We start from the raw sequence: 18,257 nt of genomic DNA on the forward strand, positions 1-18,257 counted from the left end.
GGAAAACCCAACATGGCAAAGAAGTCTAAGTTCTTCGTTGTCGCCACTGAAGGCGACACGACCGATGGTCGCAAGATCGACGCCGAACAGATCACGCAGATGGCCGGCAACTATGACCCCGTAAACACGTACGGCGCACGCGTGAACATGGAGCACATCAAGGGGCTTTACCCCGACAGCCCGTTCCGCGCCTACGGCGACGTCACCGCACTGAAAACGCAGAAGAATGCGAGCGGCAAGCTGCAACTGCTCGCGCAGATCGACCCGACCGACGACCTGGTCAAGATGACCAATCAGGACCGCCAGAAGGTCTACTCCTCCATCGAGATCGCTCCGAACTTCGCGAACTCGGGAGAGGCATATCTGTACGCACTCGCCGTTACCGACAATCCGGCAAGCCTGGGCACGGAGATGCTGAAGTTCAGTGCGGGTGCCGCGAGCAGCCCGCTGGCAGCTCGCAAGAGCGCTCCGGAGAACCTGTTCACCGCCGCCGTTCCGTTCACGCTCGAATTCGAAGACGAGACCGATGCGGACAACACCGGTGAAGTCACGATGACGGTCAAGGGTTCGAATGCGTCGCTCATCGAACGCTTCACCTCGGCACTGTTCGGCCAGAAGCCCACGCCCACCACGCCGCCGGTGAAGCCGGTCGACGCAACCGCGAAAACGCAGGAGTACACCGCAGAGATGGCGGCGAAGGCTGGCGCGGAATTGATCACCAAGGAGCTGGAGAAATTCAGCGCACACGTCACGGCAGCAATGAAGCCAGTGGCCGATGCCGTCGACAAGCTTCGCGCGGACCACGACGAGCTGGTCCAAAAGCTCTCCGACACCGACGGCAGCGCGCCGCGCACGGCGGCAACGGGCGGCGCCCAGTCCGCTGAGCTGACCGACTGCTGATCGCAGGCATCAACACCACGAAACGAAACCCACCGTACCGGAGAAGCACATATGCGTAAGGAAACCCGCGCCGCCTTTAATGGCTATCTGCGCCAGCTCGAAAAGCTGAATGGCGTCGGCTGCGTCACCGAGAAATTCTCGGTCGCTCCGTCCGTGCAACAGACGCTCGAAACGAAATTGCAGGAATCGACCGAATTCCTGAAGCGCATCAACATCATGGGCGTGACCGAACAGCAAGGCGAGAAGCTGGGCCTCGGCGTCGGCTCTCCGCTCGCGAGCACGACCAACACCGACGTAAAAGAACGCGAGACGATCGATCCGACGGATCTCGATCCGAACGGCTATTTCTGCACTCAAACGAACTTCGATTCGCACCTGAAGTACTCCAAGCTCGATGCCTGGGCGAAGTTTCCCGACTTCCAAGCACGTGTGCGCGACGCATTGCTGACCCGCCAGGCACTCGACCGCATGATGATCGGTTTCAACGGCGTGTCGCGCGCAGCTACGTCGGATCGCGTTGCGAATCCCCTGCTGCAAGACGTCAACAAGGGCTGGCTTCAGAAATACCGTGAGCAAGCACCCGCACGCGTCATGGATCACGGCAAGGTTGCAGGCAAGGTGACCATCGGCGCCGGCGGCGACTATGCCAACCTCGACGCAGCCGTCTTCGACGCTCTCGAGTCCTTGCTCGATCCGTGGCACCAGGAAGACACGGACATCATCGTGCTGTGCGGCCGCGCGCTGGCACACGAGAAGTACTTCCCGATGATCAACCGCGTCCAAGCACCCACCGAGCAGCTCGCGGGCCAAGTCATCATGAGCCAGAAGGCGATGGGTGGTCGGCCGGCAGCGATGGTGCCGTTCTTCCCGCCGAACGCCTTCATGCTCACGCGCCTGGACAACCTGTCCATCTACTTCCAGGACGGCGGCCGTCGTCGCTCGGTCATCGACAACCCGAAGCGTGACCGCATCGAGAACTTCGAATCGAGCAACGACGCGTTCGTGGTCGAAGACTACGGCCTCGGCTGCCTGGTCGAGCACATCGAGTTCCTTCCGGAGTAACCATGCCATCGCCCGCACAACAGCACTTCATGCGGGTCACCGCGGCGCGCGCCACCGCCGCCGCGGCGAACACCGATGAACCCATCGTCGCCACCGCCTACGAGCAGCAGCTTATGCAGCTCGCGCAGGACAAACGGCAACTGAGCGGCATCCAGTCAACGGAGAAGAAGGCCGAAGCCAAGCGCGAGATGCTCCCGAAGTACGCCGCCTGGGTCGATGGCGTGCTGTCGAGCGGGCGTGGCGTGCAAGACGACGTCGTCATGACCGTGCTCGTCTGGCGCATTGACGCGGGCGATTACCTCGGCGCGCTGCCCATCGCGACACATGCCATTCAGTACGGCTTGAAGATGCCCGAGCCGTACACGCGGACCACCGCGTGCGTTATCGCCGAGGAGTACGCCGAAATGGCGAAGAAAGCGCGCGCCAACAACGGCCCGGTCGACCTCATGAGCCTGGAAGCCATCGCACGCATCACGGACGACCAGGACATGCCCGACCAGGTGCGCGCGAAGCTCTACAAGGAGATTGGATTCGCGCAGATCGAGCGCGCCCCGGAAGCCGCGCTTGCTCGCATGAAACGCGCAATGGAGCTCGACAAGAACGTCGGCGTGAAAAAGGAAATCGAGCGCCTCGAAACCAAGATCAAGAACCAGACATCGACCGACGCCGGCAACGGCGACGGTTGAAACCGAGCGTACCCCGCGCCGGGCGGCAGGGGGGCGGACGCAGGCTTGATTGCCATCGCCGAAGCCCCCCTCCACCGCCCACTATCGACAGGAACTCTGCATGTCCTTTCTCGCAGCCGCACCGACCACCGACGCTGGTGAGACCGTCAAGAACGACGGATTCTTCCCGGATATCGATATCACGACGATGCGTGACACGCAGCGCCTTGACGGCACCGTCACGGAGCCGCGCCTAAAGGCGGAAGTCATCGAGGCGATGCTGTACGTCAACGGTGCGCTGTCGAACTGGCGCTCGCAGCGCGTAGCCGAAGGCTTCGAGACGCTCGCCGATGTGAAGACCGTCGGCGGGCGGGCTGTTCCCGAAGTCGCGGGCACAACGGCCTTCGTGATCCGTTATACGCGCGCTGTCTTCTGCTGGGCGCACGCAAGTCTGATCGAGCGGTACCGGAACTTCGACGCGACGGCCACCGCCCGTAAGGAGGACGACGTAACCCGCCCAGGTGCCGACGAGCTGCGCCGCGACGCCAATTGGGCCATCAACGACATTACCGGCGCGACGCGCTCGACCGTGGAGCTGATCTGATGCGCGTGCGAGCAATGCAGAACGAGACCGTCGATGCGATCTGCTGGCGCGTATTCGGCCGCACGCAGGGCGTGGTCGAAGCAACGCTCGCAGCAAACCCCGGCCTGGCCGACCTCGGCCCCATCCTGCCTCACGGCCACCCGATCGATCTACCCGACCAACCCGCACAGGCCGAGAAAAAGACCGTGCAATTGTGGGACTGACCATGACTGAACCTGTTACCACCAACGCCACGGTCGCCACGGCCGGTGTCGCCCTGATCTCGCTGTTTCCCGGCGTCGATGCCGCCGTGGTCATGGGGGCGTTTGCCGGCGCTGGTGTCTTCGTGCTGGCCTCCGATGACCTGGCGCCGTTCAAGCGCCTGGCGTTCTTCCTCATCTCCTTCGTGGCCGGCTGTCTTTCCGCCAGGCTGAGCGCCGACCTGCTCGGCTGGGGACTGCCCGAGCGCATTGCCGTCAACCCGGCGGTCGGTGCGCTTGTCGCCGCCGCCGTGGTCATCAAGCTTCTGCTTTGGCTCATCCGCCGAGCGGAGAACCCGGACAAGTTGCTCGACACGTTCAGGGGAGGCCCGAAATCGTGAACGCCCTCGAAATCATCAACGCCGCGCTCTGCGCCGCGATTGCCGTGCGCCTGATGCTGTTCCGGCGCGCGGCCGGCAGTCACCGGCCGGCCGCTGCCTGGCTCGCCTATGTGCTGACGCTCGCGACCGCGTCGGTGCCGATCCGGGTCATCTTCGGCGCTCACCCTGCGGCAGACGTCACCACCGTAGCGATCAACGCAGTGCTTTGTTTGGCGGTATTCGCTGTACGCGGCAACGTCGTGGACCTGTTCCGGTGCAGCGCCGATCAGGAGAACTCCATCACCCGCATCTTGAGGAAGGTCAATGACACCGCTCGATAACGTACTTCGCGAAGGTAGTCACGGCGCCCCCGTGCGCGCCTTGCAGACCTCGCTGAAGGCATTCGGCGCACCCATCAATGCCGACGGTTGGTTCGGCCCTGCGACTACGCGGGCTGTCATGGAAGTGCAGCAGCACTTCGGCCTCGTGGTCGATGGCATTGCCGGGACGAAGACGCAGCAAGCCCTCGCCGCCGGTGCTCGTGCGCCTGGACACCTGACGGCCGCAGACCTTGCCGAGGCTGCGCAGAAGCTCGGCGTCGAGCTGGCCATCGTGCGCGCCGTCAACGAGGTGGAGAGCCGGGGCTGCGGGTTCCTGCCGGACGGGCGCCCCGTCATTCTGTACGAGCGTCACATCATGTACCGGGAAGTCGTCGCGATCGGCCTCGATGCGCCGGCGCTCGCGCAGCGCTACCCGAACCTCGTCAATCAAGCACGTGGCGGTTACGTGGGCGGCGCCGGCGAGCATAAGCGGCTTGCCGACGCCAGCACGATCCACCGGCCGAGCGCGCTGTCGTCGGCGAGCTGGGGCGCGTTCCAGATCATGGCGTTTCACTGGAAGCGCCTGGGCTATGAGAGCGTTGAAGCCTTCGTCGACCTGATGCGCACCGGCGAGGCGGCGCAGCTCGACGCATTCGTTCGCTACGTTCTGGCAGATCCCACGTTGCTCAAGGCCATGAAGGGCAAGAAGTGGGCAACGGTTGCTGAGCTGTTCAACGGCAAGGACTTCGCCGCGAACCTCTACGACGTAAAGCTCGACCGGGCCTACGACAAATATGCCGCGCTGAAGGTGGCGGCATGACGCCGCTCACCAAAGCCCTCGGTGCGCTCCTGGCGCTGGTGTGCGCTGTGCTGCTCTTCGCCGCCCAACAATTCCGTCTTGACGCAGCCGAGCGTCGCGCCAGCGCGGCCGAAAGGGAAGCGACGCAACTGAAGGGGGATCTGAACGACGCACGCGAGAACCCCGTCGTCATCACGCAATACGTCGACCGCGTGCGGGAAGTCCGCGTCAAGGGCGACACGATCATTCAGAAGGTACCCGTCTATGTCACTGCTGAAGCTGATGCCGCTTGCACTGTTCCTGCCGGCTTTGTACGCCTGCACGACGCCGCCGCAGCCAACACCGCGCCTGACAATCCCAGCGATTCTGATGCGAGACCCTCCGGCGTTGCGCTCTCTGCCGTCGCCGCCACAGTTGCCGACAACTACACCGCCTATCACGAACTCGCTGCCCGCTTCGACGCCTTGCGCGACAAGCTGCGTCGCAGCCCCTACGTGAGCATCGAGCCCGACGGGAGTGCCGACCAATGATGAAGCCCGGCGCACTGCGCGCAGCCTTGGTCGAGAACAACGCGTATCTGCGGCAGAACCCCGACAGGCTGCACATCTTCGTGGACCACGGCCGCATCGAGGCCAGCAGCGAGAAAGGCCGGATCGGCTCCAAGGGAGGTTCGCTGCGTTATCGGTACACGCTCAATCTCATCGTCACGGACTACCCCGACGACTCACCCACGCTGATGCTCCCGATCGTTGCCTGGGCGCGAGACTGGCAACCGGAGCTGCTCGCCAATGACGAGCGGCAACGCGACGGCATCAAGTTCGACGTGGACATCCTGAAGAACGGCACGGCAGACGTCTCCATCGAGATCCAGCTCACCGAAGCCGTCGACGTTCAGTATGTCGAGGGCAAGCCGGTAGCGTCCTACCGTCCGGAGCCGATGCTCAGTGACGAGGTTCGTTCTTTTCTCGGAGTTGACTGATGGCAAGCGACATTCGCGATTTGGACGCTTGGGCGGCCGCGCTGCTGAACTCGCTGGAGCCGACCGGGCGCCGCATGCTCGCGCGTCAGATTGCTGGTGAGCTGCGGCGCCAGCAGCAAGCGCGCATTGCCGCGCAAACGAATCCGGACGGCACGCCGTATGAGCCACGAAAGCCGCAGATGCGGCGCAAAGCCGGGCGCGTGAAGCGAAAGATGTTCACCAAGATTCGCACGGCGCGTTACCTCAAGATTGAAGCCACATCCGACAGCGCTGTCGTGAAGTTCACCGGCGAAGTGCAACGCATCGCACGCGTGCATCACTTCGGGCTTCGTGATCGAGTCGAGCGAAATGGGCCGTCCGTTCAATACGCAGCGCGTGAGCTTCTTGGCATCACCGACAGCGACCAAGCGACCATTGCGGATCTCATCATCAAACACGTCGCACGCTAACGCTACTCAGCGTTATGACCGTCGTTCGCCTAGAATTCCACAGGTATTTCGACAACATAACTACTGAGAGACTTATGGATAACTCTAATAACTTCCAGTCGGTTTCGGATATCGGCCTGGATTTCGGTGACATGACGAGTCACATGGATTTGGTGCTGCACGCAGCTACTACCGAAGACGAGCTCGGTGGCGTACTCCGTCTTCATCTTCTGACTGAGCAGCTACTGTGGGCGTTCTACAGATTTGTCGTTAAGGCGCCACTCGCCGAATACATCAGAGAACCCCGCGAGTTCGGCCTGCTACTTTCATACTGCGTTGCCCTTGGTATGCCGACGAAATTCGCGGCCGTTGCAAAGCAATTAAATAACATGCGCAATGGCCTTGCTCATCTTAAACAGAAAAAACTAGACAAAGGCAACGTAGAGCAATTCGCGAGACTCGTCGCTGATTTAACAGGAACGTCGCCAACTTCAGACGAGTTCAAGAGTCATGGTGTGGAAGTTAGAGTGTCCGTGGAATCAGAAGAATTTCGCAAGTTGAAGTACAAGGAGGGATCATTGAAGGACGACGTCATTGTGTGCGTGGGCTACTTCATCTCGGTATACCTCCGTTGGCTTATCGACCACGCCGTAAGTTATAAGTACGGACGGCCGGTCGCGACCGAATCCTGACTATCCTCATGCACTCACTGAGCCTCCCGGCTGTTGTGGCTCCCGTCCCGACAACGCTAAGTGAGTGCAGCTCTTCCGCGCGCGCGGCATCCTGCTCTCATGGATGCCGAACACAACCGACTCATCGCCAATCTGATCGCCACGGGCACCGTGGCCGAGATCACTTATAAGCCGCTGCGTGCGCGCGTGCTTATCGGTCAACGCCTGACCGATTGGTTGCCGTGCATTCAGCCTGCCGCTGGAAAAGTGCGGATATGGTCGCCGCTTTCCGTCGGCGAGCAGGTGACGGTGTTCGCACCTAGCGGCGAGACCGGCAACGGCATCGTGCTTCGCGGCTTGCCGTCCGATGCCGTTCCTTCCCCGTCCGAAAACCCGAACGAGTTCCTCATCGACTTCCCTGACGGCGCACGCGTGGTCTACAACCATGCCACCGGTGCGCTCAGTGCAACGGGCCTCAAGACGGCCAACGTGCAGGGTAGCGAACTCGCAACGGTCGACTTCCCGAAGGCCAACTTCACCGGTGACGTCCACGTGCGCGGCACCCTCACTGTCGAGAAGCTCCTGACCTACAACGGCGGGATGTCCGGTCAGGGCGGCGACGGCGGCAAGACCGTCATTCGTGGTGACGTTTCGCATGCGGAAGGCGCGCTCTCTTCGAACGGCGTTGTGCTGGATACGCACGACCACGGCGGCGTCCAGCGTGGTGGCGGCAATACGGATGGCCCGAACAAATGACCTACCTCGGTGCGAACAAGGTTGACGGCTCGAATCTGACCGACCTGGAGCACATCAAGCAGTCCGTGCGGGACATTCTCACGACGCCCGTTGGCTCTCGCGTGATGCGGCGCGAGTACGGTTCCCTCGTGCCCGAGCTGATCGACCAGCCGAGCAACGACTACACCCGCATGCTGATTCAGGCCGCGTGCGTACTCGCCATTACGCGCTGGGAGCCGCGCCTGTCACTCACCCACCTGACGTTCAACGTCGGCACCGGCGATGACACTGGCACGGCCTCCGTGGACTTCGAGGCCGACAGAATCGACGGAGCGCGCGCCTCGTCGCCTATTTCCGCCACCGTCGCATTGGGCCGAGGTGCTGCATGAGTGCTCTTATCGACTTCTCGAAGCTGCCCGCACCGGACGTTGTCGAGCAACTCGACTTCGAGACCATCTTGGCCGCTCGGAAAGCCAGCCTGCTCCTCCTACTGCCCGAGGACATGCGGGCGGATGTGGCCGCGACGCTCGAGCTCGAGTCCGAAATGCTGACCAAGCTGTTTGAGGAAAACAGCTATCGGGAAACGGGCTGGCGCCAGCGCGTGAACGAAGCCGCCGTGGCCGTCATGCTGCCCTATGCGAAAGGCAACGACCTGGACAACCTCGTCGCCTTCTTCGAAGTTGAGCGACTGACCATCGTTCCTGCCGATCCCGACGCCAACCCGCCCGTCGATGCCGTCATGGAAGACGACGACGCGCTGCTCGAGCGCGCGCAAAACGCCTATGAGGGATTGTCGATCGCTGGACCGACGAAGGCGTATGAATTTCACTCGCGCTCGGCCGACGGCCGCGTGGCCGATGCATCCTGCGTCAGCCCGGAACCCTGCGACATCCTGATTACAGCGCTTGGCGCGGCCGCTGACGGCTCGGTGCCCGAGGAAGCGCTGAATGCTGTCCGAGCAAAACTCAGCGACGAGGATCTGCGCCCGGTTGCCGACCGCGTTACCGTGCAGGCCGCGAGGGTCGTTCTGTATGAGATCGACGCGGATTTGATCGTCGCGGACTCCAGCCCGGAGAAGTCACTGTTGCTTCCCGCTGCGATGGACAACGCCAAGGCGTATGCCAAGGCACGGCGCCGCCTGGGGCAAAGCATCTACCACGCGAAGATCGATGCGGCGCTGGGCGTCGAAGGCGTGGACAACGTCGAGATCGTTTCGCCGGCAGCCAACATTGCCCGCAACAAGGAAGAAGCCGCGATCTGCACGCGCATCACGCTGCGTCTGAAGCAAGAAGACGGCACGCTCCTCGGCTCGATCTCTGCGGAACTCGTGGCAGCGCAATGAAGCGATCGTTACTCCCTCCCAACGCTACTCCGCTTGAGCGAGCGGTGGCGATCGCACTCTCCGACATCGAGCGCGTGCCGGTGCCGCTGCGCGATCTGTGGAACGTACGCACGTGCCCTGTCGACCTGCTGCCGATCTTGGCGTGGACGGTGTCCGTCGACCGTTGGGATGACGCGTGGCCGGAAGCGACGAAGCGCGACGTCATCCGCAAGAGCTTCTGGCTGCACAAGCGCAAGGGCACGATCACGGCGTTGCGCAGAGCCGTCGAGCCGCTGGGCTATCTCATCGAAGTCATCGAATGGTGGCAGGAGAAGCCGGTCGGGCGGCGCGGCACGTTCCATCTGCGTATTGGCGTACTCGACACGGGCATTACCGACGAGATGTTCAACGAGCTGGTGCGCGTCATCGACGATGTGAAGCCAGCGAGTCGCCATCTGGTCGGCCTCGAAGTCAGCCTGGAGACTCGCGGCAAACACTACTTCGGCGCGGCCGTGCACCACGGGGAGGTGCTGACCGTCTACCCGTACACCCCTGAAACCGTCACCGTGAGCGGCCCCTTCTACATCGGCGCCGCCACGCACCTCATTGAAACTCTGACCGTCTATCCATGACTGCGACCTACTTCACCATCGCTACCGACATCGGGAACGCCAAAGAGGCGAACGCCATCGCGCTGGGCTTGCGCCGCAAGTTTGTGGCGCTCGCCGTTGGCGACGGTGGCGGCGACAACGCGCCGGTCCCCACGCCGAAGCCGAATCAGAAAGCGCTGCTCGGCGAATGGCGCCGTGCGCCGCTCAACTCACTCGAGCCCGACCCGAAGAACCCGGCCCAGCTCATCGCCGAGCAGATCATTCCGGAGAACGAAGGCGGCAAGTGGATTCGTGAGATGGCGCTCATCGATGAGGACGGCGACATCTGCTACGTGTCCAACGCGCCGCCGACGTACAAGCCGCTGCTGCCGGAAGGCTCTGAAAAGACGCAGGGTGTGCGCATGGTCATCATCGTGTCGAACGTCGCCAGCGTCGAACTGAAGGTCGACCCCAGTGTGGTCCTGGCGACGCGCGAGTACGCGGACAAGGCGGCAGACAAAGCCGCAGCCGGTGCCGCGAAGGCAATCACGGTCGCGATGTCTGATCACCTGAAAGACGAAGATCCGCATTCCCAGTACGCGAAAAAAACTGCGGTCTTAGAAGCGATCTCGGGCGCGGTCTCCGAGCACATTGACGATGAAGACCCGCACAAGCAGTACGCGAAAAAATCCTTCACACCGCTGGTCTATTCGATTACGGATCTCCCGAAAAAGAACGTCGGGCCGATCACGGTCGCCGAGTGTGGGGAAATCTGGATCTGGTCCCAGTCTGGCTTCTTCACCGGCTATCGCTCGCCCCTCTGCGGCCGTCCTGTTGACGGTCACACGCTGATTCCGTTGCCGAGCGAGATCGATGCAGTTGGAGGCACGCTAAGCAAATCCGCGTACGCGTCGCTCTGGGCTTACGCGCAGGAGAATGCGCTGGTCGTTCCTTCCGCATCGTGGGCGGCTGGCACGCACCGGTTCGTTGACCTCGGCGGGGACAATTTCCGCGCTCCTGATTTGCGCAACCAGTTTCGGCGTTACACCGGGACTGACGCGGACACTGCAAATGCAAGGACGCTCGGCAGCGGTCAGGTCGACCAACTTCGGTCGCATAGGCACGCAACGCTAGGCACCCCGCCGGGATCGATCAGTCAGTCAGGCTCGCGGGCCTACCTGCCTGCCACCGGCAGTTCTGGCGTAGGGCCATTTTCCGGCGGCGACACAACTGAATCCGGGGGGACGGAAACGCGCCCCATAAATACGGCTTACGCGCCTCGCATACACATCTAGTTAATCACGGTCGTAGAGCACGTGGGCGGCAATGGCCGGACGTGCCTCATCGACACCAATCGAGACGAAAGCACCTTTGCGAGAAGCGACATGGAACTCAAGACCGTTTATCAAACCGACGAGCGCGGACTCTTTTTGTATCCGACGACGGCCCACGAACTTTACCTATCCCCCGGCGAATACAACATCCCGTTCGGCGCAGTCGAAGCCGAACCACCGGTCACGGAGGACGGCACGGTGCAGAAGTGGATCGAAGGCGCGTGGACGGTCGTGGAAGACAATCGCCACAAGCGGCTCTATGTCGCGCGCAGCGCGGAGGAGTACCAGCTCGGGGCAACGATTGAAATCAATGGTGAAAGCGTCACCTACCACGGCGACGGCCCGATTCCTGAGTGGCTCACGGATACGCGCCCCGTGGTCGACGTGCCCTAGATTGCGGACGAGTAACGTCAGGCAACAACTAACAGGCCGATGGTCAGTAAAGGCGTTGTGTGTCCCAAGGGAACAACACCCGGCGCGTGCGCCTCGCGCGTGCATGAGAGATGCTGCTGGAAGGCTCCAACACCCGATGGCGAACGCGTCTGCGAATGCTCTCGGAGTAATGACCAGGCGACGACGTTCCGGGGGTTGGAAAAGACGCGGCGACGTGTCAGGTGCGCTAACACCTGGCACGCCCCGCCCTCGCAGAGCAGTCCTGCAAGTTTGGCAAGGCCGCGCCACCTGTCGACAGGCCGCGAAACCTTACCACAATTGTGCAAGGCTTTCACATGCAGGATATTCGCTGCGGTTCGTGCAACCGCAAGCTCGGGGAAGGCGACTACGTGCGCCTCTCCATCAAATGTGCCCGTTGCGGCACGCTCAATTTTCTGAGGGCCGAGAGCCCCATACCAGCACGCCACAGAGCGTCGGATATGAGGACACTCTCGCATGAGCAACACCGCCCCCCAACTGCTGGCTGATTTTCAGAACCGCATCTTCCGCGAGGACGCCATCAGCGTCCTGCGGCGCCTGCCCGACCAGTGCATCGACATGGTGTTCACCGATCCCCCGTACTCGTCGGGCGGCCTGCACAGCAGCTCGCGCGCCCGCCCGCCTGGCGAGAAGTACATCAACGACTCGAACGGCCTGTACCCCGACTTCTCGCACGACAATAAAGACCAGCGCTCGTGGACGTTCTGGTGCATGACCTGGCTTGCCGAGGCATACCGCGTCACCAAGCCCGGCGGCTATCTCGTGTGCTTCGTCGACTGGCGCCAGTTGCCGAGCCTTACTGACGCGGTGCAGGGTGCCGGCTTTATTTGGCACGGCGTGGCCGTCTGGGACAAGACTGCCGGTGGCGCGCGCCCTCGCCGCGGTGGTTTCTCGGCGCAGGCGGAATACATGGTCTGGGCGTCGCGCGGGAGCCTGCCCAAGGAGTCCACCACGTTCTTGCCTGGTGTTTTCAGTGAGCGATTGCCACGCCCCAAGCAGCACATGACGCAGAAGCCCGACGAACTAGCCCGGCAAGTCGTCCGGCTCGTTCCTCCAGGCTCCACTGTGCTTGATCCGTTCACTGGCAGTGCCACATTCCTGAAAGCAGCGAAGGATGCGGGGCATGCGTACATCGGCTGCGAGCTGGAACCCGCCTACCACGATATGGCAACCGCACGTCTGGAAGGCGGCGTGGCCTAATCTTCCTGCCGAGTGTTGTGCGCCAGTCCGGTACAACACCCGGCGCGTGCTTCTCGCGCGAGCGCGAGCGATCCTACCGGCAGGCTTTCCAACACCTCCGGAGGATCTGAATGCCCACCGATTATCACCACGGCGTACGCGTGCTCGAGCTGAACGACGGCACGCGTCCGATCCGTACCATCGAAACCGCTGTCATCGGCATGGTGTGTACCGCACAGGATGCCGATGCGGCCGAGTATCCGCTCAACACCCCCGTTCTGAAGACCAACGTGCAGGCCGCGCTCGCCAAGGCCGGCACGAAGGGCACTCTCGCGCCGGCGCTCGACGCTATTGCTGACCAGACCAACTGCGCGACCATCGTCGTGCGCGTGGCCGAAGGCGCAACCGAAGCGGAGACGACGTCGGCCATCATCGGTGGCACGAGTGCCGACGGCAAATACACCGGCATGAAAGCGCTGCTCTCGGCCAAGAACAAGGTCGGCGTGCAGCCGCGCATTCTCGGCGTGCCGGGTTTCGACAGCCTGGCTGTATCGACCGAACTGACCGGCCTGGCGCAAAAGCTTCGCGCGTTCCAGTACGCGTCGGCGTGGCAGTGCGCGACGAAGGAGGAAGTCGTCACCTATCGCGATAACTTCGGTGGGCGCGAGACGATGCTGCTCTGGCCCGACTTCGTGAGCTGGGACACCACGGCCAACGCCGAAGCGTCGGCCTATGCGGTCGCACGTGCGCTCGGCATGCGCGCCAAGATCGATAACGAGACGGGCTGGCACAAGACCATCTCCAACGTGCCGGTCAACGGCGTCACCGGCCTCTCGAAAGATGTCTTCTGGGACTTGCAAGACCCGTCGACTGACGCCGGCTTCCTGAACAGCCACGACGTGACGACGCTCATCAACCACCAGGGCTTCCGCTTCTGGGGCTCGCGCACCTGTTCGGCAGACCCGCTCTTCGCCTTCGAGAACTACACGCGCACCGCGCAAATCCTCGCGGACACGATGGCCGAAGCGCATTTCTGGGCGGTGGACGGCCCGCTTAACCCGTCGCTGGCTCGCGACATCATCGAAGGCGTCAACGCGAAGATGCGCTCGATGGTCACAGCCGGCTACCTGATCGGCGGCAGCGCCTGGTACGACGAAACGGCCAACACGAAGGAAACGCTCAAGAGCGGCCAGCTGTTCATCGACTACGACTACACGCCAGTCCCGCCGCTGGAGAACCTCCAGTTCCGTCAGCGCATCACCGATCGATACCTGGTCGACTTCGCGGCCAAGGTCGCGCAAGCCGCTTAATCGACGCCCTCCGAGGAAACGAACATGGCATTGCCGAAAATTCTCAAGAACTTCAACGTCTTCCACAACGGCCAGAACTGGATGGGCAAGTGTGCGGAATTCTCGATTCCGAAACTGGCCCGCAAGGTCGAGGCCATCCGCACTGGCGGCATGAACGGAGAGGTCGAGGTCGATCTCGGCATGGAGAAGATGGAGTCGTCGCAGACCTACCCCGGCCCGATGCGTGAGGTCTACGAGCAATGGGGCATTTCCAAGATCGACGGCGTGATGCTGCGCTTTGCCGGGTACATCGAGGACGACGACAGCGAAGGCGCTGGCGACGCCATCGAAGTCATCCTGCGCGGCCGCTACAAGGAAATCGACCCCGGTTCGGCTAAGGCCGGCGACAAGTCCGACTTTAAGCCGACCATGTCGGTGACGTACTTCAAGTACTCCGTGAACGGCGCAGCAATTGTCGAAATTGACCTGGTCAACTTCATCGAGATTGTGAACGGCGTCGACCGCCTCGCCGAGCAGCGCAAAGCCATCGGCCTGTAATCCACCTGGCCGGCTGATCACCGGCTCCTTCTACGTTTCACCATTTCCGGAGTTTTCACCATGAAAGAAGTCATCACCCTCGACACCCCGCTCCACCGCGGCGACAACACAATCGATCAGGTCGAGGTGCTCAAGCCGGGCGCCGGCGCGCTGCGCGGCGTGAACCTTGTCGATCTCGCGCACATGGACGTGTCCGCGCTCATCAAGGTGCTGCCCCGCATTACGACGCCGACGCTCTCGGAACAGGAGATCGCCCGCATGGACATTGCCGACCTGATGCAGATCGGGATGGCGGTGACCGGTTTTTTGGCTCCGAAGTCGGCCAAGGCGGACGCATCCCTGCAGACGTCGACGACGCCTTCGCCGACGTTGCAGTGATATTCGGCTTCCAGCCGTCCGCGATGGACGACTGGAGCCTCACCGACCTGATGAAGTGGCGCGAACGCGCCCGAGTACGTAGCGGAGCAACCGAAGAATGAGCGACGCAGGGCGCAAGCTACAGCTCGAAGTGCTGTGGAAGACCGTCGACCAGATGACCGCCAACACGCGGAAGATCCTCGGCACGAACAAGGAGATGGCGCGCGGTCTCAAGGAGACGCGCGACCGCCTCAAGGATCTGGAGAAAACGCAGAAGACGGTCGGCGAGTTCCGTGAGCTGCACAACGGTCTGCGCAACACCGGCACGGCCATCCGTGCGGCTGAAGATCGGGTGCAGCAGCTCGCCCGCCGCATGAAGGAGACGGAGACCCCCACGCGGGCGATGACACGCGAATTCAATGCCGCGATGGCCGCCGCTCGCGACCTCAAGGCCCAGCACCAACAGCAAAGCCAGCAGTTGCAGACCCTGCGCGATCGCTTGACGTCTGCCGGCGTCAGTACACGCAATCTGGGCCGGGACGAGCGCACCCTGCGTAACGACATCGCGGCAACCAACGCATCGATGACGACGCAGCGTGAGCGCCTGGCGCAGTTGCAAAAGCAGGAGGAACGCATGGGCGTAGCGCGCGAGCGGCGAGACAAGCTGCGCTCCACGGCCGGGGCAATGGCGGGTGCCGGCGTCGGCGCAACGGCCGCAGGCGCCGTGCTTGGCATGCCGGTCCGAAGTGGGCTGCACGAATCGAAGCACATGGCGACAGAGCTGCAACGTGTTCGTGCGCTGGGACTCAGCGACAAGGAGACGAAGGAGGCCATCGACTTCGCGCGCCAGATGAAGACCTTCGGCACCAGCCGCACCGAGAATACCGAGCTGATGCGCGACGCGCTGACGGTGTTTGCCGACGCTCACCACGCCGAGATGGTGACGCCGCTCTTGGCGAAGATGAAGTTCGCCAACAAGGCGCTCTACGGCGACGAGAAGGGCGAAGAGAACGACAAGAAGTTCATGGACATGCTCAAGGTCATCGAAATGCGCGGTGGCCTCGCGAGTGAAGCCGAATTCAACAAGCAAGCCAACATGGTGCAGAAGGTGCTGACGGCGACCGGCGGTCGCGTCGGCCCGGAGGAGTGGCTCAATCTCATCAAAACCGGTGGCTTGGCCGCCAAGGGCATTGACTCGGACGCGTTCTACTACCAGCTCGAGCCGCTGGTGCAGGAGATGAGCGGCAACCGCGTTGGCACGGCACTCATGAGCGCGTACTCGGGGCTGTACCAGGGGCGCACAACCAAGCGGGCCGCGCAGAATCTCGACGCTTTGGGCCTCATTGGTGATAGCAGCAAAGTCACGCACGACAAGGCCGGGCAGATCGCCCACATCAATCCGGGGGCGCTCAAAGGCTCCGCACTGTTCCGCGAGAACCAGTTCGAATGGATGGAGCAAGTGCTGTTGCCCGCGCTCGCCGCCAAGGGCATCACGGAAAAACAGGCCGTGCTTGACGCCATCGGCGGGATCTTCTCGAACCGAACGGCTTCGAACCTGTTCGGCCAGATGTACCTACAGCGCGACCAGATTCGCAAGAACGAGAAGCTCAATCGCGGCGCGGCCGATATCAGCACCCTCGACAAGCTCGCGAAGGATAGTCCCACGGGCAAGGAGCTGGACCTGCAAGCGAAGGTCCATGACTTGTGGCTCGAGATGGGCGAGCGCGTCCTGCCGATGTACGCGAGCGGCGTCGAGACCCTGTCCGGCGTCGTCAAAGGGCTGACGGGCTTCATGGAGCGGCACAGCGTCGTCGCCAAAGTGGTCATGGTGACGATTGCCGGCATCGCCGGCGCGTTGCTGCTGATCGGTCCCGCCATGCTCGCCATTGCGGCCGTGCTCGGCCCGCTCGCCGTCATGCGGTTCATGATGCAGGCCGCCGGCATTCAGGGTGGCGCACTGTCGACCGTCATGCGATTGCTCGGCGTGTCCATTCGGTTTGTCGGCACATCACTTTTGTGGGTGGCGCGCGCGCTATTGACCAATCCGATTGGCCTTCTCATCACAGGGCTCGCCGTCGCCGCGTACTTGCTTTACACACGATGGGACCAAGCCAAAACAATACTGATCGGGGTGTGGACGGAAATCAAAGCCGCGTTCGCCGGGGGAATTTGGGGCGTCACCGCACTGCTGTTGAACTGGTCACCGATCGGCATCCTGTACTCGGCCATCGCCAGCGCCTTGCGTGCCCTCGGGATTGAAATGCCAAGCAAGTTCACCGAGTTCGGCCGCATGATGGTTATGGGCTTGGTCGATGGCATCACCGGCAGCTTCCGCTATCTGAAAGATGCCGTAATGGGGCTTGGACAGCAGGCGATCACTGCGATCAAGGAGAAACTCGGCATCCATTCTCCGAGCCGCGTCTTTGCGGAGCTGGGAGGGTTCACGATGGCGGGGTTTGAGCAAGGCATCACTGACAACCGCGATGGCCCGTTGTCTGCCGTGAAGCAGATCGCACGCCAGGTTGCCGGCGCTGGCGCAGGTCTGGCTATCGCTGCCGGCTCGCCGGCGCTGGCAAGCACGGCATTTGACACGCGCCCGCCTATCTCCTCACCGCTTCAGAGTTCCGCGCCGGTCGCCGGCAATCACTACGAGATTCACATTCATGCGGCACCGGGCATGAACGAGTCGCAGCTCGCGCAGTTGGTCGAGCGCAAGATCATCGAGCTCCAGCGCAAGGACGCCGCCCGCGCCCGCTCTCGCTTCGGCGACAAGGATTGAGGAACGCATCATGATGATGGCTTACGGGCTGTTCGTATTCACGCTGAGCACTGTCTCTTACCAGGAACTGTCGCGCCAGCTCAACTGGCGCTATGCCGCAAATCCCCGCATCGGCTTGCGCCCTGACCGGCAGTTCCTTGGCCCGGACGAGGAGCCGATTACGATGCGCGGCACGCTGCTACCCGAGCTGACCGGAGGCCGGATGTCGCTCAAGATGCTCGAGACGCTCGGCTCCCAGGGTAAGGCGTGGCCGCTCCTTGAGGGGACCGGCAACATTTACGGCATCTACACCCTCGAGAGCCTGGAGACCACCAGCACGCTGTTCTTCGACAACGGTGCCCCCCGCCGCATCGAGTTCACCGCGACGTTCAAACGGACCGACAACTACGACCTGCGTCTGCTGGGACTCGCAACGGGCCTGCTAGGCGGTATGGCGGGGGATCTTCTCGGGAGTGTTGGCGGCCTCGTCAGTGGAGCCTTGGGGGGCGTGGGTAGCCTGGTTAGCGGAGCCGTTGGCGATGCCGTGGGCGGAGTGGTCAGTGGCGTTGCTGGCGGGGTTGTGGGTAGCCTCGCTGGCAATATCGCCAGCGACCTCGCCCGCGATGTCGTCAGCGGTACCGTCGGCAAAGTGGTGGGGAAGGTACTGTGATCGAAGCTTTGGGAAACCTCTCCGGTCTGGCGGATAGTGTCATGGGT

26 protein-coding genes are annotated in these 18,257 nt (G+C 62.6%); all 26 read left to right on the forward strand.

Translation table 11 applies throughout. The features are described 5' to 3' along the window. The first annotated feature begins 12 nt into the window (after positions 1-12). The 26 genes from C5N93_RS12700 to C5N93_RS12825 all read left to right on the forward strand — a co-directional run bounded on the left by C5N93_RS12700 (position 13) and on the right by C5N93_RS12825 (position 18,210). Complete coding sequence (locus C5N93_RS12700; RefSeq protein WP_242559524.1) at positions 13-900, forward strand: GPO family capsid scaffolding protein; 888 nt, start codon at positions 13-15, stop codon at positions 898-900. Between the two features lie 51 nt (positions 901-951). Then, positions 952-1,962 (forward strand): phage major capsid protein, P2 family, encoded by a 1,011-nt coding sequence (locus C5N93_RS12705; RefSeq protein ID WP_242559525.1) that lies wholly within the window; start codon positions 952-954, stop codon positions 1,960-1,962. Positions 1,963-1,991: 29 nt separating this feature from the next. Further along, complete coding sequence (gene gpM / locus C5N93_RS12710) at positions 1,992-2,648, forward strand: phage terminase small subunit (RefSeq protein ID WP_242559526.1); 657 nt, start codon at positions 1,992-1,994, stop codon at positions 2,646-2,648. Between the two features lie 100 nt (positions 2,649-2,748). Beyond that, positions 2,749-3,231, forward strand: a complete 483-nt coding sequence (locus C5N93_RS12715; protein WP_242559527.1) for a head completion/stabilization protein — start codon at positions 2,749-2,751, stop codon at positions 3,229-3,231. After that, complete coding sequence (locus C5N93_RS12720) at positions 3,231-3,434, forward strand: tail protein X (RefSeq protein WP_039393533.1); 204 nt, start codon at positions 3,231-3,233, stop codon at positions 3,432-3,434. The genes C5N93_RS12715 and C5N93_RS12720 overlap by 1 nt, the downstream gene beginning before the upstream one ends. 2 nt (positions 3,435-3,436) lie before the next feature. Continuing rightward, positions 3,437-3,811, forward strand: coding sequence for a putative holin (locus tag C5N93_RS12725; protein ID WP_242559528.1), 375 nt, complete (start codon positions 3,437-3,439; stop codon positions 3,809-3,811). Then, a complete protein-coding gene (locus C5N93_RS12730) occupies positions 3,808-4,131 on the forward strand; it encodes a phage holin family protein (RefSeq protein ID WP_242559529.1) in 324 nt (107 codons plus the stop codon). The genes C5N93_RS12725 and C5N93_RS12730 overlap by 4 nt, the downstream gene beginning before the upstream one ends. After that, a complete protein-coding gene (locus tag C5N93_RS12735; RefSeq protein WP_242559530.1) occupies positions 4,115-4,930 on the forward strand; it encodes an N-acetylmuramidase family protein in 816 nt (271 codons plus the stop codon). Before C5N93_RS12730 ends, C5N93_RS12735 begins: the two co-directional genes overlap by 17 nt. Continuing rightward, a complete protein-coding gene (locus C5N93_RS12740) occupies positions 4,927-5,439 on the forward strand; it encodes a hypothetical protein (RefSeq protein WP_242559531.1) in 513 nt (170 codons plus the stop codon). Before C5N93_RS12735 ends, C5N93_RS12740 begins: the two co-directional genes overlap by 4 nt. Further along, the gene (locus tag C5N93_RS12745; RefSeq protein ID WP_242559532.1) at positions 5,436-5,888 is read left to right on the forward strand and encodes a phage tail protein; all 453 of its coding nucleotides are present in this window, start codon (positions 5,436-5,438) and stop codon (positions 5,886-5,888) included. Before C5N93_RS12740 ends, C5N93_RS12745 begins: the two co-directional genes overlap by 4 nt. Beyond that, complete coding sequence (locus C5N93_RS12750; RefSeq protein ID WP_242559533.1) at positions 5,888-6,337, forward strand: phage virion morphogenesis protein; 450 nt, start codon at positions 5,888-5,890, stop codon at positions 6,335-6,337. Before C5N93_RS12745 ends, C5N93_RS12750 begins: the two co-directional genes overlap by 1 nt. A gap of 74 nt (positions 6,338-6,411) precedes the next feature. Next, a complete protein-coding gene (locus tag C5N93_RS12755; protein WP_242559534.1) occupies positions 6,412-7,008 on the forward strand; it encodes a hypothetical protein in 597 nt (198 codons plus the stop codon). A 60-nt stretch (positions 7,009-7,068) separates the two neighbouring features. Beyond that, entirely contained in the window at positions 7,069-7,743 is a 675-nt protein-coding gene (locus tag C5N93_RS12760; protein ID WP_242559535.1) for a phage baseplate assembly protein V, read from the forward strand. After that, positions 7,740-8,111, forward strand: a complete 372-nt coding sequence (locus C5N93_RS12765; RefSeq protein ID WP_242559536.1) for a GPW/gp25 family protein — start codon at positions 7,740-7,742, stop codon at positions 8,109-8,111. The genes C5N93_RS12760 and C5N93_RS12765 overlap by 4 nt, the downstream gene beginning before the upstream one ends. After that, positions 8,108-9,064 carry a baseplate J/gp47 family protein gene (locus C5N93_RS12770; RefSeq protein WP_242559537.1) on the forward strand — a complete coding sequence of 319 codons (957 nt, stop codon included), beginning with the start codon at positions 8,108-8,110 and terminating at the stop codon, positions 9,062-9,064. Before C5N93_RS12765 ends, C5N93_RS12770 begins: the two co-directional genes overlap by 4 nt. Further along, positions 9,061-9,675, forward strand: a complete 615-nt coding sequence (locus C5N93_RS12775; protein ID WP_242559538.1) for a phage tail protein I — start codon at positions 9,061-9,063, stop codon at positions 9,673-9,675. Before C5N93_RS12770 ends, C5N93_RS12775 begins: the two co-directional genes overlap by 4 nt. After that, positions 9,672-10,928, forward strand: a complete 1,257-nt coding sequence (locus tag C5N93_RS12780; protein WP_242559539.1) for a phage tail protein — start codon at positions 9,672-9,674, stop codon at positions 10,926-10,928. The genes C5N93_RS12775 and C5N93_RS12780 overlap by 4 nt, the downstream gene beginning before the upstream one ends. A 90-nt stretch (positions 10,929-11,018) precedes the next feature. Further along, positions 11,019-11,360, forward strand: coding sequence for a phage tail protein (locus C5N93_RS12785; RefSeq protein WP_242559540.1), 342 nt, complete (start codon positions 11,019-11,021; stop codon positions 11,358-11,360). A gap of 335 nt (positions 11,361-11,695) precedes the next feature. Continuing rightward, positions 11,696-11,887, forward strand: a complete 192-nt coding sequence (locus C5N93_RS12790) for a Com family DNA-binding transcriptional regulator (protein WP_242559541.1) — start codon at positions 11,696-11,698, stop codon at positions 11,885-11,887. Then, the gene (locus C5N93_RS12795) at positions 11,856-12,599 is read left to right on the forward strand and encodes a site-specific DNA-methyltransferase (RefSeq protein WP_242559542.1); all 744 of its coding nucleotides are present in this window, start codon (positions 11,856-11,858) and stop codon (positions 12,597-12,599) included. Before C5N93_RS12790 ends, C5N93_RS12795 begins: the two co-directional genes overlap by 32 nt. Before the next feature lie 110 nt (positions 12,600-12,709). Next, entirely contained in the window at positions 12,710-13,888 is a 1,179-nt protein-coding gene (locus tag C5N93_RS12800; RefSeq protein WP_242559543.1) for a phage tail sheath protein, read from the forward strand. A gap of 24 nt (positions 13,889-13,912) precedes the next feature. Continuing rightward, positions 13,913-14,425 carry a phage major tail tube protein gene (locus tag C5N93_RS12805; protein ID WP_242559544.1) on the forward strand — a complete coding sequence of 171 codons (513 nt, stop codon included), beginning with the start codon at positions 13,913-13,915 and terminating at the stop codon, positions 14,423-14,425. Positions 14,426-14,485: 60 nt separating this feature from the next. After that, complete coding sequence (locus C5N93_RS12810; RefSeq protein ID WP_242559545.1) at positions 14,486-14,803, forward strand: phage tail assembly protein; 318 nt, start codon at positions 14,486-14,488, stop codon at positions 14,801-14,803. Continuing rightward, a complete protein-coding gene (locus tag C5N93_RS12815) occupies positions 14,761-14,904 on the forward strand; it encodes a GpE family phage tail protein (protein ID WP_242559689.1) in 144 nt (47 codons plus the stop codon). Before C5N93_RS12810 ends, C5N93_RS12815 begins: the two co-directional genes overlap by 43 nt. 230 nt (positions 14,905-15,134) lie before the next feature. Continuing rightward, positions 15,135-17,561, forward strand: coding sequence for a phage tail protein (locus C5N93_RS12820; protein WP_242559546.1), 2,427 nt, complete (start codon positions 15,135-15,137; stop codon positions 17,559-17,561). A gap of 10 nt (positions 17,562-17,571) precedes the next feature. Beyond that, on the forward strand, positions 17,572-18,210 hold the full coding sequence (locus C5N93_RS12825) for a phage tail protein (protein ID WP_242559547.1): 639 nt from the start codon (positions 17,572-17,574) through the stop codon (positions 18,208-18,210). The last annotated feature ends 47 nt before the right edge of the window (positions 18,211-18,257 follow it).

Origin of the sequence: Pandoraea sp. LA3 (genome assembly GCF_022696215.1) — a bacterium.
Taxonomy (GTDB): Bacteria; Pseudomonadota; Gammaproteobacteria; order Burkholderiales; family Burkholderiaceae; genus Pandoraea; species Pandoraea capi.